The 22025-nt window shown below is 42.2% G+C and carries 10 protein-coding genes; 3 read left to right on the top strand and 7 right to left on the bottom strand.

The genetic code is table 11. The features are described from left to right. Position 1 precedes the first annotated feature (1 nt). From LC418_RS10050 to LC418_RS10025, 6 genes are all read right to left on the bottom strand, one after another. Positions 2-2407 (bottom strand): glycosyltransferase, encoded by a 2406-nt coding sequence (locus LC418_RS10050; RefSeq protein ID WP_223558983.1) that lies wholly within the window; start codon positions 2405-2407, stop codon positions 2-4. Beyond that, positions 2400-3194 (bottom strand): alpha/beta fold hydrolase, encoded by a 795-nt coding sequence (locus tag LC418_RS10045; RefSeq protein WP_223558982.1) that lies wholly within the window; start codon positions 3192-3194, stop codon positions 2400-2402. Before LC418_RS10045 ends, LC418_RS10050 begins: the two co-directional genes overlap by 8 nt. Continuing rightward, positions 3185-3484 (bottom strand): acyl carrier protein, encoded by a 300-nt coding sequence (locus tag LC418_RS10040; protein WP_034728171.1) that lies wholly within the window; start codon positions 3482-3484, stop codon positions 3185-3187. Before LC418_RS10040 ends, LC418_RS10045 begins: the two co-directional genes overlap by 10 nt. Beyond that, the gene (locus tag LC418_RS10035; RefSeq protein WP_223558981.1) at positions 3472-7704 is read right to left on the bottom strand and encodes a type I polyketide synthase; all 4233 of its coding nucleotides are present in this window, start codon (positions 7702-7704) and stop codon (positions 3472-3474) included. The genes LC418_RS10040 and LC418_RS10035 overlap by 13 nt, the downstream gene beginning before the upstream one ends. 19 nt (positions 7705-7723) lie before the next feature. Then, positions 7724-14722 (bottom strand): type I polyketide synthase, encoded by a 6999-nt coding sequence (locus tag LC418_RS10030; protein ID WP_223558980.1) that lies wholly within the window; start codon positions 14720-14722, stop codon positions 7724-7726. Between the two features lie 695 nt (positions 14723-15417). Beyond that, a complete protein-coding gene (locus LC418_RS10025; protein ID WP_223558979.1) occupies positions 15418-17793 on the bottom strand; it encodes a TonB-dependent receptor in 2376 nt (791 codons plus the stop codon). Positions 17794-17902: 109 nt separating this feature from the next. Here LC418_RS10025 and LC418_RS10020 point away from each other — a divergent pair, with 109 nt between their 5' ends. Further along, positions 17903-19567 carry a histidine kinase gene (locus LC418_RS10020; RefSeq protein ID WP_223558978.1) on the top strand — a complete coding sequence of 555 codons (1665 nt, stop codon included), beginning with the start codon at positions 17903-17905 and terminating at the stop codon, positions 19565-19567. Next, positions 19567-20265 carry a LytR/AlgR family response regulator transcription factor gene (locus tag LC418_RS10015; protein ID WP_111959651.1) on the top strand — a complete coding sequence of 233 codons (699 nt, stop codon included), beginning with the start codon at positions 19567-19569 and terminating at the stop codon, positions 20263-20265. Before LC418_RS10020 ends, LC418_RS10015 begins: the two co-directional genes overlap by 1 nt. Before the next feature lie 30 nt (positions 20266-20295). Here LC418_RS10015 and glsA read toward each other — a convergent pair whose 3' ends face one another. Then, the gene (gene glsA / locus LC418_RS10010) at positions 20296-21303 is read right to left on the bottom strand and encodes a glutaminase A (RefSeq protein ID WP_223558977.1); all 1008 of its coding nucleotides are present in this window, start codon (positions 21301-21303) and stop codon (positions 20296-20298) included. Positions 21304-21537: 234 nt separating this feature from the next. Between glsA and LC418_RS10005 the strand changes: the two genes are divergently transcribed. After that, complete coding sequence (locus LC418_RS10005; protein WP_111959649.1) at positions 21538-21948, top strand: hypothetical protein; 411 nt, start codon at positions 21538-21540, stop codon at positions 21946-21948. Positions 21949-22025 lie beyond the last annotated feature (77 nt).

Raw genomic sequence — 22025 nt, 5'->3', positions numbered from 1 at the left:
ACTATACTGTAACTAATGTTGAACGATGTTGCTGTACAAAATCTTCCAGAAGCTCTACCGCACGGTCATTGCCGCCGGCATTCAGTAAGTTCGTCTGAACCTCCTTCGCTGCGTTTCTGTAGGCAGGATTTTCCAGCAGTTCAAAAACGGTTTCACGAAGAGCTTCAACACGCAATCGCTTGTATCGGATGCTGATTCCACAGCCCGCCTTTTCGATTAATTTTGCAATATGAAAATGGTCGTAAGCAATAGGCGTAATCAACATCGGTAATCCGTTGGTGAAAGTATCATTAACGGTATTAAAACCTCCGTGACAGATCACCACATCCATATGAGGCATCAATGCAGATTGTGGCACAAAACCATTCACGATGAAATTAGAAGGCCATTCATCAAATATGTCCGGCGGAGTGGCTGCAATAACCGTTACAGGCTGATCTGCAAAAGCAGCAATCACCTTTTCAAAAAAGGCTTTCCGTATGTCTACCAACAAAGTCCCGAGTGATACAAATATTTTCGGTGTCGTAGATGCTTCCAGTTTTTCCCAGTCAAAAGGAGCCGGATTCGGACGTCCTTTTACGGGACCTACAAATCTCATATGGGACGGAACGGTTTCAAAATCCGCAAACGTCTGTGAGGTGAATACCAGATTTAACTTATTGGAATGGATAAAAATCCCTTCATCATTGATTCCCACTTCTTTTTGAAGATCCTTGATCAGGTTTTGCTGCCATTCGAATATTTTTGGGGCATTATTCGCGGTATCGCCCATTACATCAGGGGGAACAGGCGTAGTCGTTACACACGGAATATGATGTTTGTGGGCAAAAAGAGCTCCTCCGAAAGTGATGCAGTCATTCACCAGAACATCCGGTTTCCAGCTTTCCATCAGACGCTCCAATCCGGGCATCATCATCTTGGCAAACGGAACATAGGTTTCTTCCAGTGCGAGCTTCATCACTTCAGGTCCTGAACAGGCCGGACCGTCATCCTGTCTCTTTAAAATACGCTGAATATCCTCCTGAAACGGACTCAAATCTTCTTCAGGATAAAAATAACTTCCTCCTTCAGGAATGTGTTTGTTATCTAAAGGGGTAATTCCAAACCATTTCACCTCGTGTCCACGGGCGATCAGGCTGGCTCCCACACTTAAGGTCGGGCTGATATGTCCAAAAAACGGTGGGATCACAAATAAAAATTTAGACCCCGGCTTTATGGTTTCCTCAACAGGGATTAATGCTTTTTCAAGCAAATTGGCTGCAGTGGCTGTACCTCCGGCTTCGGTGAAAGATTCACGAACCGTTTCAGCAGCTTCTTTATATTCTGAATGATGCAAGATATTTTTCACGGCTTCGTTTAAGTGATGGGATTTAAATCTGTTAAAATTAAGACGCTCTCCTGCTCCGGTACGCACGACGCGTCCTGCTACATGAGACTGATCATACGCAATCGGGATCACAACCAACGGAAGACCATTGGAAAGGGCTTCTGAAACGGTATTGTGACCTCCGTGACAAACGACTCCGTCCAGGTAAGGCAGCAGATCCAGTTGAGGAACCTGATGATAGACCATAAAGTTCTCCGGCCAGCTGTCAAAAAGCTGCGGGTCAGAGACCAGTACAACGGTCAGATCTTCATCTTTAAAGGCATCTACCACTTTTTGGAAGAACGCTTTTTTATGATCATGATCGAAAGTCGTTCCGATGCTTACCAGGATCTTTTTATTCGTACTGCTTTTCAATCTGTCCCAGTCAAATTCACAGGAGATGCGGCGTTCCGTAAGAACAGGTCCTGTGAACTGATAGTTTTCCGGCAGATCCATTTCCCCAAAGAAATATTTTGAAGTTAAAACAAGAGTCAACAGATCAGAAGAGGCTAATGAACGGTTTTCCGTTACACCCAGTTCTTTCTGCAACTCAATAATTTTGTTGACTTCCCATTCATGCACTTTAGGCAGCTCGTCCATCATTTTAATGGCCGCCGGAGCGGTAACGGACGTACTGTAGGGAAGATTCAGTTTTTTAGCAGCAATAGCGGCGGCAAATAACTGATGATCGCCAATCACCATATCGGGCTGATATTGTTTTAGTAAGGTAACGATCCCATTGTAGCAATGTCTGTTTAAAGGAATCAATACGTCATCGTAAAGAAACTTAATACTGTCGATACCGTAGACTACTTTTTTAGAAATAATATCGAGATAGCTCTCACTTTCTCTTTTTTCTTCGTCGGTCTGGTCATATTGAATGAGTAAAAGTTCTCCCCCGGCAGGAAGCTTTGTACTTAAATTTTTATCAAGACTGATCCAGGCCACTTCATGTCCTCTTTGCAGTAATTCTGCGCCGATGCTTAAGGTTGGATTGACATGGCCTGTCAATGGTGGAACAACAAATACAAATTTAGCCATGATTTTGTGTTAATGCGTTAGATAGTGATTGAGATAAAAAATGAACCATCGATTCTGCGATCCGAACGGGTTCCTGTATCGGGACATTGTGATCTCCCTGAATCAGTTCCAGTTCAGATGAAATGATCTGCGTTTTCAGCCATTCTCCTGTAGGTTTACAGTTCGATTCAGATCCGTAAAGCAGAAGTGTGGGAGTATGCAGCTCTGAGAAATCAGCTTCCCCCAGAAAATGTTTTTCCCTGATCATATCTGCTTTGATGCTGGTCTTTTCAAACAGGAATTCATACATCCGGTGGTTTTTCTCCATCTGCCTTTTACCCATCTGAACTTTGGTGGTATCCGTAAAATTGGCCACATAATGTTCGAGGAATTCTTTACTATACTCATCGATGATGTTACGGGCCTTTTCGTCTTGAGGATCAGGTGCTTCTATAACGACCAGCTGACTGACACGTTCCGGCGCTTTCAATGCTGTTTTCAAAGCGATCAGTCCTCCGAAACTGTATCCGGCCAGATGTACTTTTTTAAGGTTTAAAACATCCATCAGAGCCAGCAAATCGGATGACATACTTTCCAGATCGTAGCCGTCTGTAAAACGCTCACTCATGCCATGGCTTTTCAGATCGTACATCACCACATGGAAATGCTTCGCCAGAATCGGGGCAATATTGAAATAATAAATGGAGAGGTTGCTGAACATCCCGTGGATAAGCACCAATGTCTGTTCAGCCCCTTTGTTGAGTTCCTGAATATGAACCTGTTTATGGTTTACATTGATTATTGGCATTCGTAGATATAATTGATGATCATACGGAGGTCAAGGTTGATCAGTTCGTCTAAATCCATAGAAGACAGCCATCCAGTGAAATCAATCTGATCCCCGAAATGCGCTTTGATCTTCTCGGAAAAAGAAACGATTTCTATGCTGTCCATTTCCAGGTCTTTCGTGAATGAGCTGTCCGGAGTGATATCCATTTCCTCTACAAATTCGGCACCTATCACTTCCGTAATAAAACCTTTTAAAAGAGTGAACAATTCTTCGTGATTCAATTTTAATGTGTTGTTTATAGTGTCCATCCGATAATATATTTTTTATGTTTAATAGTTTTTATTTCAGTTTGGCTGATCCATAAATGGTCCCCTTCGATATGTGTGATTTCAAAGGCTTTTGGATTTCCTTTCAGTCCGGTTCCCAGAAACTTTCCGTAGGCTTCTTTGGCTACCCAGAATTTGGTGGTCCATTCCGCCTGATCTCTGTCTTTTAATAAGGTTAATTCGTGACCGGTAAATACCAGGTCATAAAATCCGGAGCTTCGTTCTTCCATGATCTCCATGTCGATTCCCACCGGGCCGCCATAACGTGCAATACCCACCGCGTCCTTTTCTTTATGGGCTAAAGAAATATGGATATCTTCCGTAACATCGCCGATCAGATAAGGTTTTCCGACTTCATCCTTTCCTATTTCAAAAGTGATCGGAAAACAAGGGTGGTTTTTCTTTTCACGGAGAAGGTTTCGTACCGCATCTTTCACGGCTACACGGCTCACCATCCATTCTTTTCGTTTGTTGGGAAACAATTGCTGATGATATTGTTTTTCCGTTTGGTTGAAATATCTTTTAAGAATAAAATCCCACGAAGCCACTCTGGTATACGCCTGATGAAAGAAAAATACTTCAGGGGCTATTTCCTCCGAAAGACGGTTGTGCAAAGGCGACATGGAGACATTCCACAGCGGTTCATCGATTTCCAGACGGCGGTTTTGCCAGCCTGTAATCGCGCACCATACCTTTCCATCTCTTTTCAAGATGATATCGGCAATGGCAAATTCTTCATTGAGCTCAGTAAGGATGCAGGTACATTCAAAAATACCTTCCTGATCTTTCATATCTCCAAAGAATTCAATATCTCTGATTTTCACAGGGAAAGCAATACGGTCCTTGGTCAGGGTAAGCTGCAGCCACAATCCGAATAATTGTCCGGCATTATCCAGTAAAGAACCTTTTCCACCGTTTCCTTTGATTTTTCCTACAATTCCTTTCGTTCCTACTGCTGAAATCTCTGTAATTCCCTGGTAGAGTTCTCCATGGAACATATGTTTGTCATAGATCTCTTCTGGCGTTCTTTCAATAGGTAGAAGGTCCCCGATTGCCAGGTTAAAGGTCGGAACAGCAGGTGCAGATGAAGCCAGTAAAACTTCTGCATTCGCAAAGTTTTCAATATCAAGGTAAGCATGGTTATTGGAGCGCCATTCTCCTTTGACTGTTTTTTCAAAAGGCTTGGCAACATTCATCCATTGAAACACACTCACATTCATTATTTTATGAACGCGGGTTCCCGGTATTTCAGCCTGTGCTATTTCTCCTAACTGCTCAAAAATCATGGTCATCGGGATCACCGGTTCCATATCAGAGACATTGGTCCATCCTTTCGGCTGTCTCAATAAACTGTGATCGATGAGGTAAGGATGCGTATCTAAAGTGACATGCAAAAGCTTCGAGAAATTCTTACTGACGGGTGTTCTAGAAACCACAGGTCTTGGGATTGTAATTTCTGGGCGGTTTTGAAACAGTGTCAATACTTCTTCCTGCATCCGGATCATATCGGTGATATTTTCCTGGAAAGCCTGAACCAGAGGGTGACCTGTCTTAGCTACCGCTGCTGAAACCGTATTTTGTTTCGGCATTTCAAAAGACTGCGCCAGATTTTGAATTTCTTTAAAATCACGAATAATCGGCGAACCTAACTGTAATTTGATTCCCTTTCCTGATGATTTTTTAGATTGATTCTGTACTTCTAAAAAGTCCAATGCTACGGTTTTACCTTCCACAAATAATGCGGCTACCACACGTTGCAGCTGAGCCAGGGCAGATCTTGTAGCCACGCTGGAAGCAATCGTACTGAATGGTTTTCCTTTCAAAGTATCATCAATAAATCCAATAAGTCCTCCGGTACCAATCTGAATAAAGAATTTTGCGCCTTCTTCATACAGTTTATCCGTCAGTTCACGGAAACGGACCGGCTGCACCAAATGCTCTGCGCTTAGTTTTCTGATCGCATCCTGATCGGCAGGATACGGTTCTAAAGTCGTTGCAGACCACAACGGGATTTTCGTCTGTTGAAACTGCGCTTTTTCCATTCCTGCTAAGATCACATCCAGTTTATCAGCGATAAACGGTGAGTGAAAACCGGACTGGAACGGCAGGATCTGATGAAAGATCTGTTTTGATTTTAACAATGGAACCAGCTCATCCAGAGCAGCATTACTACCACAAAGAATCACCTGATTGGGGCAGTTATCATTGGAAATATAAAGATTGGGAATAGCATCTATAAAAGGCTTCACCGCATCAATCCCCGCTCCGATCGCAATGAATCTGGAATCTTTTAATTCAAAGGTTTCCGGATTCAGAACATCAATCAAAGCTTTAACAGAATTCACTTCTGCCAGTTCTGAGGAGTATCCTGCCAGCCATTCTCCCAGGCTGTGTCCCGCATTCATATCAGGAACAATTCCCAGTTTTTTCAGGGCATTATCCAAAATGCTGCATTTGTTGAAAATTCCCAATGCATCGCTTAATAAACCTTCTCCTTCTGTTTCGATAGGCTCGGTTAATCCAAAATAACGGCTCACACTATCTACTTCTCCTTTCGCAAGGCCATCCAGACCAGGAAATACGAAGGCGATTTTACCTCCATCTTTCAGTAAAGGGGTGTTGGTGTACCAGATATCCTGTTTATTGCGCCATGGATTATTTTTAGCTACAATTTTAGTCGCTTTTTCTATTCTTTCAGGGGTCGGGTTGAATAAAGCAATCCGGTAATCCCCTTCTCCTACTCTGTTATCGTTGTTCTTTAAAGCAGCAAGCAATTCTTCGTGTGTAGGTCTTGCCAATACTAAAACGCGGTCTTTTTTCGGCATATCATAACCTTCCAAAACGACGTGTGCATTGATCCCTCCAAATCCGAAGGCATTGACTGCCGCTACTTTCGGCAAGCCTGTTTTTGACCAGCTTTTCGGTTCCTGTACCGGAGCAAAACGGGTCTGCTCCATATCAGCAATTGGATTTTCACAATATAATGTAGGTGGTAACATATCATGATGAAGCGCCAGACAGGTCTTGATTAAACCTGCGATCCCGGCAGCCGGCATAGCATGTCCGATATTGGATTTAACGGAACCGATTCCTGCAGCCTGCGTTGTTTCTTCTTTAGTAAAGAACTGAGCCAGGGTCTGAAGTTCTGTTTTATCTCCAAGCGGTGTCCCTGTGCCGTGGGCTTCAAGATAACCGATCTGCTTTTCATCAAGATCTGCATTGATCCAGGCCTGTTGTAAAGCTTTAAGCTGACCTTTAACGGACGGGCTCATTACACTGGTTCCATTCCCATCGCTGCTTACTCCAACACCTTTGATCACGGCGTAGATTTTATCCTGATCGCGGACTGCATCTTCCAATCGCTTTAACACGACGAAACCACAGCCTTCACCAATTAATAATCCGTCTGCATCCATACTGAACGGCTTGATCTGCTGTTGGTGAGACAAAGCTCCCAACTGGGCAAAAATACTCCAGAAAGCAGCGTTCTGTCCGGTATGTACACCTCCTGCTATGACCATATCACAACGGCCACGGTTGAGTTCCTGAACGGCGTGATCTACGGCGATCAGGGCACTGGCACAGGCAGCATCTACTGTAAAAGCAGCGCCTCCCAGATTGAAACGATTCGCGACTAAAGAAGCAACCAGATTGGGAATCAATCCCATGGCTGTATCTGCGGCAAAACGGCCTTTTCTTTCCTGGAAAGCATGTTTCACCTTTTCGATATCTGCTGAAGATACCTGAGGCAGTAATTCCTGCAACAGCGAAGAAATCTGTTCTCCGGTGCGCACGATTTCAATGGCACGCGTTGCGCCGGGACCGGTATAGTTTCCTTTACCGATAATGATTCCGGTTTTCTCAAGAGATGTTCCCTTTTGAAATACACCGGCATCTTCCAACGCTTTCTGCACCAGATCAAGGGTTAATAAATGATCCGGCTCGGTGCCTTCTACTGCTAACGGGAGAATCCCAAAAGCCGTAGGATCAAATTCATAATCTGAAATAAATCCACCGCGTTGACAGTAAAATCTGTCGACAGGACTGGTAGCATCACTAAAGTGTACAGGATCAATCCGATCAGCAGGAGCCAATTGGGTGGAATCTACTTTATTGATAATATTCTGCCAAAAAGTATGGGCATCCTGTGCCCCGGGAAAGACACAGGATAAGCCAATAACAGCAACATCTGTTTTTTTCATAGTTATCGTATACAGAGGTTTACCAGTTGTTTCCGGACATGATCAATACCTGACTTTCGGTTCCGTATTTGATCTCATTAAGGAAAATTTCTTTCCCCTGATCCAATGGAATTAAAGAAATACCGCGGCGTTCATATTCTGTTTCCAGAGTCGATGAAACCATCCCGGCTCCTTTCCATGGGCCCCAGTTGATGGAGATTACTTTTCCTTTTAATTTTTTGTTTAAAGCTTTCGCATAATCATCCAGTACAGAGTTGGCCGCAGCATAATCTGTCTGCCCTTTGTTCCCGTATACTGAAGCGATGCTTGAGAAGAGCACTACAAACTGACAATCGGCTCGAAGTTGTTCTGCCAATACACGAAGAGGTTTTACTTTCGTATCAAAGACACGTTCAAATGAGCTGGAGGTTTTCTGTCTGAACAGTTTGTCTTCCAAAAGACCTGCCCCATGAATAACGCCGTCCAAACGGTTGTATTTTTCGTAAATATTTTTGATCAGATCTGATAATCCCTCTTCATCACAAAGATCTAAGGACTGATACAATACGGTATTTCCTATCTGCTCCATATCACGGATGGTACGCAGGATCTGATTGTTTTTAAAAATTCTTACGGTCTCTTTTTCTATTTCGGAAGGAGAAGTGAATTTTCCGGTTTTAATAAGATAGCTTCTTATTTCTTCCTTGGTTTTCATGGCTTCCACTTCTTTAAGGTCTGCTATGACATCTCTGGGATCTGCTGATCTTCCTACCAGAATATAGGTACACGGATATGCTCCGGACATATGTTTCACCAATTCAGAAGTGATCCCCTGTCCGCCTCCGAGTACCAGAACTACAGATTCCTGATCCAGTTGGATATGGGCTTCTTCAAGACTTGTTGACAATGGAGAAGGGATGATCTCTATTTTATGCCTTTGGTCGTGTTTGTAAACGACTTCGGAAGGTTTATCTGTGGTTAATATTTCTTTTAAAGCGATCTCTGTAATCTGATCAACTTCCTGTGGTGTACTCAGACTGATCAGCCTGCAAGAGGTTTGTTCAAATTCTCTCGCTAAACTTTTAAAAAGTCCCGGATAACCTTTGTAATGACGTAAAAGACGGGTATCAGTCAGTTCCTGAATATGAGCCGGAATATCTGAAATCAGATACACCCATTTGGCTTTATCAAGATCCAGTTTCTTGATCTGATCTACGTGATCAATGATGCTGTGTTTTACGGTTGAGGAGAACAGATCCAGAATGATGAGTCCATCAAAATCTTTAAGATCTTTTTCCGTATCCACCAATTCTGCGATAGCGCCATATTTTTCAAGGGTATTTTTGATCGCCATCGTCTGCGGACTGTTGTCCTGAGTAATGGCAAAACGTTTTCCTTTTATAATTTCTGTATTCTGCTCTGTAGAAACATCGGTTGGAGTCAGGTCAAAACGAAGACGTGACAATAAATTCTGTACCGGTTCAGCATCAGCATCGGTGTTTCCACTCATTTCGCTGATCCATGAGGCCAGTCCTTTTAATGTTTTAATGGCTGCCAGTTTTTCCATCAGATCATCCGCCTGGTCCATATCCTGACCGAAACCTATTTTGGTTTTAAGGTCTCCGATAATTTCCATTCTTTTAATAGAGTCAATGCTCAAATCTGCTTCAAGGTCAAGATCCAATCCAGGCATTTCCTTTGGATAACCCGTTTTCTCACTGACAATATCCAGAATTATATTTTGAAGCTCTTCAAGAGAGAATGCAGATTTACTTTCTACTTCTGAAGTAGTTATTACCGTAGTTCCGTTTTTTTCAGGAGCAGCTATTGGAGTTCCAGTCAGTTCTGTCAACCAGGAAACCAGACCGCTTAACGTTTTGATCGATGCTAATTTTTCCATGACCGTATCTTCATCAGCATTACCTGATGTAAGCGCTCCCAACTCACTGCGAAGTGTTCCAATGATTTCTACCCTTTTGATAGAGTCAATACTCAAATCAGCTTCCAGGTCCATTTCCATACCGAGCATTTCGTGTGGATATCCTGTTTTATCGCTGACCACCTGTAGCAACAGGGTTTTAATATCTTTTACCGGAGCCTGTTTTACCGAAACAGCAGCTGGCTTTTCTACATGGACCGGCTGTGCAGGAATCGTCACTAAACGATCGTTCACTGGTGCTTGTACCGGCGCAGCATAAACAGGTGCAGGGCTGACTTGTGGATTCTGTCCCAGGAAGGAAAGCATCACATCACGCTGTGCCTGAATCAGCTGTTTCATGGTATTTAAGTATTCCTGAAGCATACGTTCAGCAGCAGGCTGAGATTCGGCTACAGGGGCTGGTTGGTTATTTGTAAAATTGTTCATGGCAATAGGATTTAATATCGGTAATGCACCGTTAGTCGGCAGATTACCTGTGGTTGGATGTGCCGTCTGTCCGTTCACACGCCAGATGGCTGGATTTTTCTTATACAGTTCAGGCTGGTCTATCTGAATCAGTTTAGCATTACGGCCGTCGAAAAGTTTTTCAATGCTGAAGCTTCGGCCTGTTCCCAGATATTGTGCCAGCATGGAAAGAAGATGGCTCAGTTTATTTCGGTTGCTGTCTTCTACATACAGAATCAGCTGATCTTTCTCTAAGCAGGATTTAGTCAGTCCGGAAAGGACTTTTCCAGGGCCTACTTCGATGAATATTCTGGCTCCGTCTTCATACATCGCCTGAAGTTCTTCTACAAATCTTACGGGCTGCACCAGATGATCCGTGAGTCTTTCTTTGATTTCCGATGGACTTGTTGGATAGATTTCCGCAGTTGTATTCGACCAAACCGGAATCTGCATTTCCTGGAAAGGAATGTCTTTTAAAACCTCATCATATAAGCCTTTAGACTTAGCCAATAACGGACTGTGGAATGCACACGCAACTTCTAATTTCTTTGCAGAGATGCGTTCCTGTTTTAGGGTTTCCATTAATTTATTGATGGCAGGCGTACTTCCCGCCACCACACATTGGGTCGGAGCATTATAATTAACCGGATAACAACCTTCTGTTTTATCTAATACCGGTTGCAACTGTTCTCTTGTTACGCTTACCGCAATCATAGTTCCCGGATCACCTCCTTCTACTGAATCCAGAATGACATGAGCCCTTTGAATACTTAGATCAACCAGTTTTTCTTCTTCAAAAACTCCGGCAAAACATAAAGCCGGTAATTCACCATAACTGTGACCTGCCACCATATCCGGAACGATGTCCAGTGATTTCAGGAAGTTAGCTAAAGCCAGGTCAACCATTCCTAAGATAGGTTGTGCCAGACGGGTATCTTTAATGGTTTCTTTCTGTTGTTTTAAAGCAGCTTCATTAAATGCTGAAGGGAAAACTACTTTCTCCAATTCAGGATATCCTTCAATCAGGTTACGCATGGCCGGAAAAGCGACGAACAGATCGCGGGCCATATTGATTCTCTGACTGCCCTGTCCGGGGAAAAGGAAAGCTACTTTACCGTCACGTTTATTCACCGTGAAAGTGTCTTTACTTTCAATGCCGGATAGTGCCAGTTCGATGTTCATCATCAAATGTTCGGCGGTATCAGCAACGATGGTTAACTGAATTGGTTTTTCTGAGCCTACTGCCAAGCTGTAAGCCATATCTTTTAATGGAATATCACCGTTAACCTCTAATAAAGATTTAATCTGTGACAATTGAATTTTCGCATCCTCATAAGTCTCCCCACGGAATACAAATAATTCTGACGGCCACGATTGCAATACAGCAGAATCGTCTTCCTTAGGATGATTGGCAATGACCGTATGGAAATTGGTTCCCCCGAATCCAAAAGCACTGATTCCTGCATAACGGTTTTTCTCACCCCATAATCCACTTTCTGCATAAAAAGCAAAAGGGCTGGTTTGGGCATTATAATAAGCATTAGGCTGCTGTAAATGAAGTGTTGGTGGTTTTACGCCGTGGTATACCGCCAGTGAAGCTTTGATCAGTCCGGCTAATCCTGCCGCACATTTGGTATGCCCGATCTGCGTTTTTACGGAACCTAAGTGAGTCTGTCCCGGTATGGCTCCTGAACGGCTGAATAAATTCGTGAGTGCACTCAGTTCAGTTTTATCTCCTACTACAGTTCCAGTTCCATGGGCTTCCACTAAACCAACTGACGCAGGACTGATTCCTGCCTGGGTGTACGCGCGTTCCAACGCCCGTACCTGTCCTATTTTTCTCGGGGCTGTAAGACCTAACGCTTTTCCGTCACTTGATCCTCCTACTCCTTTGATCACAGAATAAATACGGTCACCATCTCTAACAGCATCTTCGTATCTTTTTAAGACTAGTATTGCCACTCCTTCTCCAAGGGCAATTCCGTCGGCTTCTCCGTCAAATGTCGCGCATCTTCCTTTTCTGGAAAGTGCATGAGTGCTTGAAAACATAAGATAATCATTGATCCCGTTATGTAAATCTGCTCCTCCGGCAAGCACCATATCGGATTTGCCTAATACAAGTTCCTGACAGGCCAGATCAATAGCTGCCAGAGAAGAGGCACAAGCCGCATCTACCGTGAAATTTCTTCCCCCCAGATCCAGACGGTTTGTAATTCTCCCTGCGATCACATTAGCCAAAATACCAGGAAATGAATCTTCCGTCGTATGGGGAAATGCCTGCTTCACTTCTTCATGAAGTTCTCCGAAAACCTGTTTATAGTATCCTCTGAAACTATAGCTGTTGGCGAGATCATTACCGCCTTCAGCGCCTATAATAACAGAAATATTTTCTCTGTTGATGTGTTTTTCTCCATAGCCTGCATCCTCCATCGCACGCTTGGCAACCAATAAGGTCAGCAGCTGTGTGGGTTCAATGGCAGCAAGGGATTGTGGAGGAATTCCGAAGGCCAAAGGATCGAAATCAATTTTCGGAATAAATCCTCCCCATTTGGAATGAGATACATCCGGTCCGTCTGAATCCGGATGGTAATACAATTCTTTGTTCCAGCGCTCATCAGGAACTTCTGTGACACTGTCTCTTCCTAAGATGATGTTTCGCCAGTATTCTTCAAGGTTTTTGGCTCCCGGGAAAATACATTCCATCCCGACAATCGCTACATCCAGAGGTTTTTCTGTGGATACCGGCTGTTCCGGTAAAGCCGCCTCTTCAATGTATTTATAGTTATCAATACTTACATTCTGATGAAGGGATGCAAGGGAAATCACCCGGTTTTGCATCGTAGCCACCTGACCGATCATGTACATTCCAAGATCCAGCTGCTCGTTTTTAGGAACATTAACCAACTTGTCTCCCTGACGGTCAATTCCTTTTGCAGCAATTCTAAGCCGGCCCACATTTAGTTTTTCAAGCTGTTCCCAAATTTCTTTTTTATCCATTCCGGCTGCCAGAAGTTTAATTTTCTCGGTGCTGAAATGTTTAGCAAAAGCTGTATTTAAACAACGTGTTTCGTGTCCCGGTGCTGTTTCCAGTAAAACTGTGTCTTTTGCCTGCATAGCCTGCACCTGGAATTCTTCCTGAATAGCTCCGGTACGTACAGCTTCTTCCGTATAGAGATAGGCTGTTCCGATCAGTACTCCAACCTTTACGCCTCTTGCTGCTAACGGAGCTGCCATGATAGAAACGAATGCTGTTGAAAATGCATTATGAATTCCGCCCGCAAAAAATACGCTGATATTTTCAGGATGTTCTTCTTTTAAAATACGTTCAATCTGTTTTTCCCAAAGCACCATGCTGGAAAGCGGACCTACGTGACCACCGCATTCACGGCCTTCAAAGATGAAGTTGGTAGCGCCTTCTTTCAGGAAAATATCCAGTAATGCAGGAGAAGGAACGTGAAGGAAGGTGGTAATTCCCGCCTTTTCAAATACTTTAGCCTGTGCAGGTCTTCCTCCGGCAATAAGGACTACGGGAGGTTTCGCTTCCAATATATAAGCAGTCTGCTCTTCTCTCAATTCCTGAGGGGCAAATCCAAGAATACCTACACCCCACGTTTTTTCACCAGCCAGTTTTTTGGTTTCCATCACTAAAGCTTTCGCCTGCTCACCTTTCAACAATGATAAAGCGACAAAAGGCAAAGCGCCTGCATCTGCTACTGCGTTGGCGAACAACGGAACATCGCTGACACGGGTCATTGGTCCCTGTGCGATAGGATAACGCAATCCCAGCTTTTGAGCCATTATATTATTCTCACTGATCACTTTAAGTGCTTTAGCCTGCTTCAAATGACCATACATGGCTTCTCTGAATCCAAAAACCATTTTTTTCAGGGTTTTGAAATCTTCATACAGATCTATTGCCAATGAAATATCCTGGCCCATAGGAATATAGCTGTTGTTTAGGTCAAGATCAGTAAAATATTGTCTCAGCTCATCAGCCGTGATATCTTCCGGTAGCGCAGGTGAGTTGGGTCTCACCAATATCCGGTGATTCGCTATTATTTTAGTTTCGGTACCATTCAGTTTTGAGGAAAGGTCTTTGATCTCCTGAGGAACGGAACTTTCGGGGAATAATGCCAGCTGGCTATCCAGTACAACACCTGCTGCACCCAGTGCTTTGGCAGCAGCAGCTGTATGAATCCCTACTCCTCCATGCATCCAAACGGGAACAGAATTAATTTCTTTGATGACACGCTGAAATAATACAAATGTAGACTCATAGCCTACGAGGCCACCTGCTTCATTGCCTTTGATAATAATCCCTTCTGCACCGGACTGTTCGGCCAACCTGGCTTCATCTAAACTGGTCACCTGATAAATAACGGGAAGATCCGGTATAAGGTTCATTAAAATACCGGACGGAAGGATGGCCAACCTAACTTTTTCGGGAATCTGAAGGGATATAAATTTGTCGTTCGGCAGATAGATCCCATAAGAAGGTATATCTGTCTGGTTCATTTGATTCAGCGCTTCCTGAGCTGCTTTTGAATCATGTCCTAAGCTTAAGACGGGAAACGCACCTGCCTCATGTAATTTCAGCATAAGATTAACATCCGGCTTTTCAAAAGGCGTTACACCAATAATGGCTAAGTTTTTCATTGCATTCATGATATTGAGATAATAACTGGGAAATTATATAACACAACTCGCAACCTTTCGGCATAAAGAGCATTTATCAATTATTAAGGAATAAAAATAATAAATTTATATTACATTTCTAATCATAAATAAAATTTAATAATTAATTATTAATAATTAATTATTATTAATTTAAATACCATTAAAAAATATAGATTATATTTCTATTATCGAAAAATGAGACAGCACAACCTATAAGCTTCAATTATAAAGGTTTATAATTGATAATTTAAAGCAAATATAGAAATAAAAAATAAAATAAATCAAAAATAAGGGAATTATTTTTCTATATTACAAAAATATAACACACCTATAAAAGCGTATGAAATCTACATAATCTGTAGTTTGCTGATCCGGTAAAAAGAATCGGTAAATTCAGAATTTTGAAAAAATAATAACAAAATTTCATAAGATTTTCGCAAAAAAAATAACGTTACCGGAAAGCAACGTTATGATAATAAGAAGATTATAAAAAAATCCTTATTATTTGATTGACAAAATTATATCATCCATTAATATTTCATCTGTCATCTGTTAGTATTTTTTTCGTCACAGAAGACGAAAGATCAAATTTAAATCAAAAAATGCGCTCGCAGATTTTGCAGATCAGGCAGAAATTATTGTTTTATTTAAAATGCCAATAAATTATCTAAAATTTAATCTCTGTTGCCACTTTTAGCTTGCCGTACCGTCTGATTATCTTTTTGGTTGAATCTGTACACCAGCGTTAAACGATAGCGGGCAGCATTAGGAATACTGGCCTGGCTGATTTCGTAATCTGCCCCTACAGTTCTGCTGTTTGACTTTCGTAATCCAAACAGGTTGCTTATATCAAACATAAGCGTTGCTTTGTCTTTTAAAAAAGTCTTGCTGAGTCCAACATCAATACTGTGAAGTGCATCTGTATGAGTCTGGGCAGTAGCATTGGCTCCTCTGAAATTATAAAGCGTTTGAAAAGCAAGTTTGTTCTTCAGTTTCAGCTGGGCACTTACGCGGGCGGTTAAGGTATTCCCGGAATAATCGAAGCTTTGATCTTTATAACTGCCCTGTTCGGCATAATGAAACAGATTAAACTCTGTATTAACCTGCAGCCATTTGACAGGATTATAAAGCACTGACAGCTCAAAACCGTGACGGGTTTCCCTTTTTATATTAACCGGCATTGTAATAAACAGCCCCTCTGCATTCCGGAACGTATAATCTTCCATTACTCCGGTATTTCGTTGATAATAGAAGGATGGATTAAAGGTAAGCGTCTTCCAGTTTTTAAGAAAAGCGATTTCAAAAACATTGACATAAGATGGATTAAGATCCGGATTTCCCACATAACGACTGCTTAGATCAGTCAGTTCATTAAAAGGATAAATCATGCCCAGCCTTGGCCTGTTGATTCTTTTGCTGTAGCTTCCCTGTAAGGTAGTCCGCTCATTGAAACGATAGCTTACATTTAATGTTGGAAACAGACGGTTATAATTTTTCTCATTGGTATAGGTGCCCGCACGGTCTTCGATACCGATATGGGTAAGCTCGCCACGTAAACCTGCCTGATAACTTAAAGCTCCGGTCTTTCCGGAAAACTGTACGTAAGCACTTCCAATCAATTCTTTATATAACAAATGATTATCAATCTGATCAATGATCTCCCAGCCCGCTGAATTCTGCTGTTCCGCGATAAAGTCGGTGTTTACTCTCCGGTCTTCTAACTTCAAACCGAATTCCAAAGTGGAAGTACTGTCCAGTGGCTGCACCATATCTGTTTTAATCATAAAATCCTTGCTCTCACCCATTGAACCCGTCCTGATCATTGGTAAGTCTACAGCAGCTGGAAATATTTTGCGGGTTGATAAGTTCCAGTCTTTGTCACTATCCCAGAAGTCATACTGCATATCTACAGTCAGCTTCTTTCCTGCTTTAGCAAAGTTTTTGGTATAATTGAATTCGAGCTGGTTATAGCTGCGCTTTTCCCATGATTCGCCCTTTCTGGTGAGACTGCTGTCGATAATTCCGTTTTTATTTGAATATAAATAATTAAGCTGGGTCTTGTCATGATCGTGGGTTGAATTCCTCATGAAAGCTGCGGTAATGGTATTATGATCATTGATCTTAAAGTCGGCCCCAAAATAAAGTAATTTGGCATCATCATGCCTGTTCTCATCCTGTCTCTGGTCCAGATCTGCCCGTGTTCCTGAAAGTCCCGTAGACTGTTTCATTGTATACAGACCTACATAATCTGAGAACCGGATGCCGTAGGTAGCAAACAGATTGAGTTTATTTGATTTATAATTCAGGCTGGGGCTGATACGGGTTTCGTTGGGTATGCCGCCTACCAGACGCAGCTGACCATTGAACCCTGCCTTTTTATTTTTTTTAAGTATGATATTGATAATCCCCGCAGAGCCACCTGCATCGAATCTGGAAGAAGGATTGGTAATCACCTCCACGCGCTCTACCTGATCGGCAGGCACCTGTTCCAAAGCATTGCTCTGAGTCAGTCCGGTCCGGCGGCCGTCAATTAATACCAATACATTAGAATTCCCCCGTAAACTGATTTCTCCACCCGGACTCACACTAACAGAAGGAACAACGTTGAGAAGATCCGTCACCGCACCTGACTGCGAGAGGACATCCTTACCTACTTCAAAGACTTTTTTGTCCAGTTTTAAACTGACCGATGAACGCTGTCCTGTTACAGACACTTCCTGTAACAGTTTTGTATCAGGCTCTAAAATGACCGTTCCCACATTGATTACCTCATCAGTCTTAACCTCCACAGGCCTGCTGATTGTCTGAAAACCCGCAAGAGTATAACTGATGGTATAGTTTCCAGCCGTAATGCTTTCCAGCCTGAATATGCCTTTAGCATCCGAAATACCGGCGGCAATCGCCCGATCTCCGTTATCCTTTAATGTTACCGTTACATAAGATATGGGTATATCCTGTTTTTCCTGAATGACTCCAGTAATCTGACCTTTCTGTGCAAATGAATACTGAACAGACAAGATGATAAAAAAAATGATGGCTACTTGTTTCATGATGTAAATTTAAATCGTAGAAACAGCCATTCACAGAAGAAACATCTGAACAGCTCCACAAGCTTTCAAACGACATCTGATTTTTCAAATTAGCTTGTATATTTACATTATGTATTATTTAATATTTTTATTAACGCTGCTTGACCTGCTGGCCATACCTGTTATCCGCAATGAAGATCCGGTACCGGTTTATAAAACCGGAGATAATATGGCCTGGATAAGTAAAAATTATAATGATAAAGACTGGTCTGAGACCAGGGATAATACTTCGGATAAAATATTCTGGTCACGTACCCATGTTGATTTACGTCCGGTGGAAAACGAGCTGATACCTCTCGGTCTTCAGATCAATTCTTTCGGTGCTTTTGAAGTGTACTGGGATGGTGTACTGATCGGCAGAAACGGACAGCTTCCGAAAAATGGAAATCCGGAAATACCGGGAACTGAATGCAGTTATTACAGGATTCCGAATCATCTGATTTCGCCCGGGCTTCATACGATTGCCATGCGCAGCTCCCAATCCCTGTATCCTGATGTCCAGCGGAGTATTGGATTCACAATCAATAATTACGAAACATTACTGACATACCCACTGGTCACAACGGCCTATATGAACCTGATGGCCGGAGCTTTTCTGATCGCTGCCGTTTATTATTTCTTCCTCTATCTGAACAGCAAAAGAAAACAGAAAGACATCCTTATATTTGCGACCATATGCCTTCTTTTTTTCACTTTACTGATCATGGAATATCTGAAATTCCATGTGAAACTCCCCTATTCTGAGTTCTTCTTACGTCTTGAAATCATCGGATGGCTGACGTTTACCAATGCGCTGCTGGTTCCTTGGTATTTTATTATTCAGTTTAACTTCAGATATGGGAAATGGCTGATGCTCGCCCTGCTGCTGACACTGCTTGGACTTTATTGGTTCAATTACGGGCACTATGACCTGACTGCCCGGCTCTATAGCCTGGCCATGCTGATAACTGCCTTCATTGTGGTTCTGAATGGTATTCTTCAAAAGGAAAAAGGAGGTTTTATTGCTCTGACTGCTCTTTTGGCAAGTGCATTGGTCAACAGGCTTGTGGTTTATGATTATGGGTTATTCATTAGTTTTACTATCATTGTACTCTCTATGCTTTATCTGCATTCTATCCGTACCAGTGTCATTGAGGCAGAGCATCAGAATGCTGTTTTACTTTCGTCGAGGCTGCAACTGGAATTGCTTAAAAAGAATATTCAGCCTCACTTTTTAAGAAATACACTGACTTCGATGATGGACTGGGTAGAAGAATCCCCCAAGGACGGAGCCCGCTTTATACAGGCATTGGCTACAGAATTTGACATTATGAACGAAATCTCTGAACAGACCCTGATCCCTGTTACGAAAGAACTGGAGTTATGCCGCCAACACTTGTCAGTTATGGGTTTTCGGAAGGAAATAAATTATATCTGGGAACAAAAAGGAATCGATGAAACACAGCTGATACCTCCGGCAATCATTCATACCCTGCTGGAGAATGGTATTACACACAGCGAGCCACTGTCCGGAAATACAATTCAATTTGTACTCCATTATTCTTTATCAAAAGAGGCTCACCAATATACTTTTGAAACTATCGCGAAGAACCGGCCAATCATGACGGACCGCGCGGGCGGAAACGGCTTTAAGTATATCAAAGCAAGACTGACTGAAAGTTATGGCCAAAACTGGAAACTCGAATCGGGCTCTACGGAAACCGGCTGGATGTCTACCATTCAAATTGTAAGGTGATGAATATAGTAATTATAGAGGATGAGGCCAGAATTGCACGACGTTTACAGCGTATGACGTCCGAATTCTTTACGGACAGACCCCATGAAATCATTATCTGTGATTCCCTGCAAAAGGGACTTGATCAGGTTTCAACCCGAATTCCCGATCTGCTCCTACTTGATCTTAATCTCAATGGGGATAATGGTTTTGAACTATTGGAACATATGGTAGCCGCTTCTTTTCATACCATAATTGTTTCTGCCAATACAGATAAGGCGATTACCGCTTTTGCGTACGGGGTTCTTGATTTTGTTCCCAAACCCTTTGACCAGGACAGACTTTTTAAGGCTTTAACAAGATTCGTCAGCCCTGCCATAAAACCGGATGAAGGCATTAAATACCTCGCTGTAAAAAGAGCCGGACAGGTTCGTTTGATCAATATTTCTGAGGTGATCTACATCAAAGGGGCCGGAATTTATACTGAGCTGCATCTCAGTAACGGACAGAATGAGCTTCATGATAAATCCCTTGAATATTTGCAGCAACTTCTTCCTGAGAGGTTTGAACGCATTCATAAGTCTTATCTTGTTAATTTTCAGCAGATCGAAAAAATTATCATCAATCCCGGCACACGGTATGGAGCCTTGCTTAAAACAGGTGAAGTATTGCCTGTAGGACGTTCGAAGTATAAAGACCTGAAAAATAAAATGGTCTGATGTCTGAATTCGACATGTGAAGACCTATTCTTAAAACAGACTCAGGTCATACTGTTTCACCAGGTCTAAAATCATATGATAACCGGCCGAGGAATTTCCATGCTGATCTAATGCGGGACTGAAAACACCGATACCCATTTTCCCGGGAACGCTCACGGCAATTCCGCCTCCAACACCGGATTTGCTAGGTACGCCTACTGTTCTGGCATATTCTCCACTGAATTCGTACATCCCGGCTATTAGCATTTGTGACTGTACCAATCTTGCCAGCTCTTCATTTTTATAGATAGAATCCCCATCGAACCGAACACATTCATTGGCAAAGAAATATCCAATTTTAGCCAAATCTTCAGCCGTAAGCTCAATAGAACATTGTTTGAAATAATTGTCCAGCTGATCTTCATTTCCCGAGATCAGTCCGTTGTTTTTCATCAGGTAAAACATGCCACGGTTACGGTGGCCTGTAGATTTTTCGGATTCGTAAACGGATGTATTGTAATCAATTGTATTATTTTTGGTTATATATCTTACCAAATCCAAAATTTTAAGAAATGGTTTTTCACCTTCTCCTGAAATTAGTGAAGTGGTAAGAATAGCTCCCGCATTCATCATCGGATTCAATGGCTTGCCCGTCGTTTCAAGGTTGGAAAAGTGATTGAAAGGTTTATCGGTTCCAAAATACCCCATTTTATCAAAAACATTTGCCTCCCCTTTCTCATTGACAGCAATCATTAATGCAATGATTTTGGAGATACTCTGCATGGTAAATTTCTTGTGAACATCGCCAGTATTAAAGATTTTACCGTTTTTACCAACCACTGAAAAAGCGATTGCTCTGGCATCCATTTTACCTAGTTCAGGAATGTAATCAGCCACTTTCCCTTCCGTATAATAGTTTCTATTTTTTTCCAGGATGCTGTTTAAGGTTTTTTCCGAAATTGTGGAAATATCTGCTTTCTGGGCATACATCACTGTGTTTAAGGAAAGAAAAGCTGCAATACAGATTCTTTTTGCAGAAAGTAAAAAACTATTATTCATAAAGGTATTTTCGGCCAACAACTTATCATCAACCTTTAAAAACAAAGATAAAGCATTTCCTCCTCTGCCAGCAAATCTACAGGAAAATATAGTTCTCAGTTTTGTTTTCCTAACCTAAGTATTTCTACCCAAAGCCATAATTGGTCATTTGTACTCTAAAACAGCTGTATTCTTCTTTGTTACTTTGGAATACAGAACAGTTAATAAAAAAATAACCAACAAAATAAATTCAATATGGACACTACAAACATCAATGCCAACTCTGCCGGCCAGCTTCAATTGGGTGGAGGCGCACAATTCTGGGTTTATCTTTCACCTCAGAACGATACATCCAAAATGATTTCCACATGGCGCGTTACATTCTCACAGGGTAACTGGAGCGATTCGATTTCCAGTGAAGCTCCGACGAAACAAATTCAGACCCCAAATCTTTCGGGTATTTTTGAAATTAAAGTGGAATTATTAAGCGGTTCTACCGGTACATGGCGCCAAATTCCGCCTCAGGCAGGAAGTTACAATGAAATAGGCTGCAATTCGAACTGCGCTTCTATGGTAGGTATTGTTGCTGACAGCACCAACCCTGCTCCCGGAGCTATTAATGCCCATTTCTGGACAACCTGGGATGCTATGTGCAAAGCAGGATAAAACAATTGGCTCATGGTATTAAGCTGTCAGCCATTCATTTAATGACATCATATACAAAACAGATGAAGCTGTCTCAT

The organism is Chryseobacterium lathyri (genome assembly GCF_019970085.1).
Taxonomy (GTDB): Bacteria; Bacteroidota; Bacteroidia; order Flavobacteriales; family Weeksellaceae; genus Chryseobacterium; species Chryseobacterium lathyri.
Note: the sequence above shows the minus strand (reverse complement) of the source record. Positions and strands in the feature narration are given on the sequence as shown.

Excerpts from the sequence above, each read along its gene's own strand:
- LC418_RS10050 (WP_223558983.1), bottom strand. The coding sequence starts at position 2,407 with ATGGCTAAATTTGTATTTGTTGTTCCACCATTGACAGGCCATGTCAAT.
- LC418_RS10045 (WP_223558982.1), bottom strand. The coding sequence starts at position 3,194 with ATGCCAATAATCAATGTAAACCATAAACAGGTTCATATTCAGGAACTC.
- LC418_RS10040 (WP_034728171.1), bottom strand. The coding sequence starts at position 3,484 with ATGGACACTATAAACAACACATTAAAATTGAATCACGAAGAATTGTTC.
- LC418_RS10035 (WP_223558981.1), bottom strand. The coding sequence starts at position 7,704 with ATGAAAAAAACAGATGTTGCTGTTATTGGCTTATCCTGTGTCTTTCCC.
- LC418_RS10030 (WP_223558980.1), bottom strand. The coding sequence starts at position 14,722 with ATGAAAAACTTAGCCATTATTGGTGTAACGCCTTTTGAAAAGCCGGAT.
- LC418_RS10025 (WP_223558979.1), bottom strand. The coding sequence starts at position 17,793 with ATGAAACAAGTAGCCATCATTTTTTTTATCATCTTGTCTGTTCAGTAT.
- LC418_RS10020 (WP_223558978.1), top strand. The coding sequence starts at position 17,903 with ATGTATTATTTAATATTTTTATTAACGCTGCTTGACCTGCTGGCCATA.
- LC418_RS10015 (WP_111959651.1), top strand. The coding sequence starts at position 19,567 with ATGAATATAGTAATTATAGAGGATGAGGCCAGAATTGCACGACGTTTA.
- glsA (WP_223558977.1), bottom strand. The coding sequence starts at position 21,303 with ATGAATAATAGTTTTTTACTTTCTGCAAAAAGAATCTGTATTGCAGCT.
- LC418_RS10005 (WP_111959649.1), top strand. The coding sequence starts at position 21,538 with ATGGACACTACAAACATCAATGCCAACTCTGCCGGCCAGCTTCAATTG.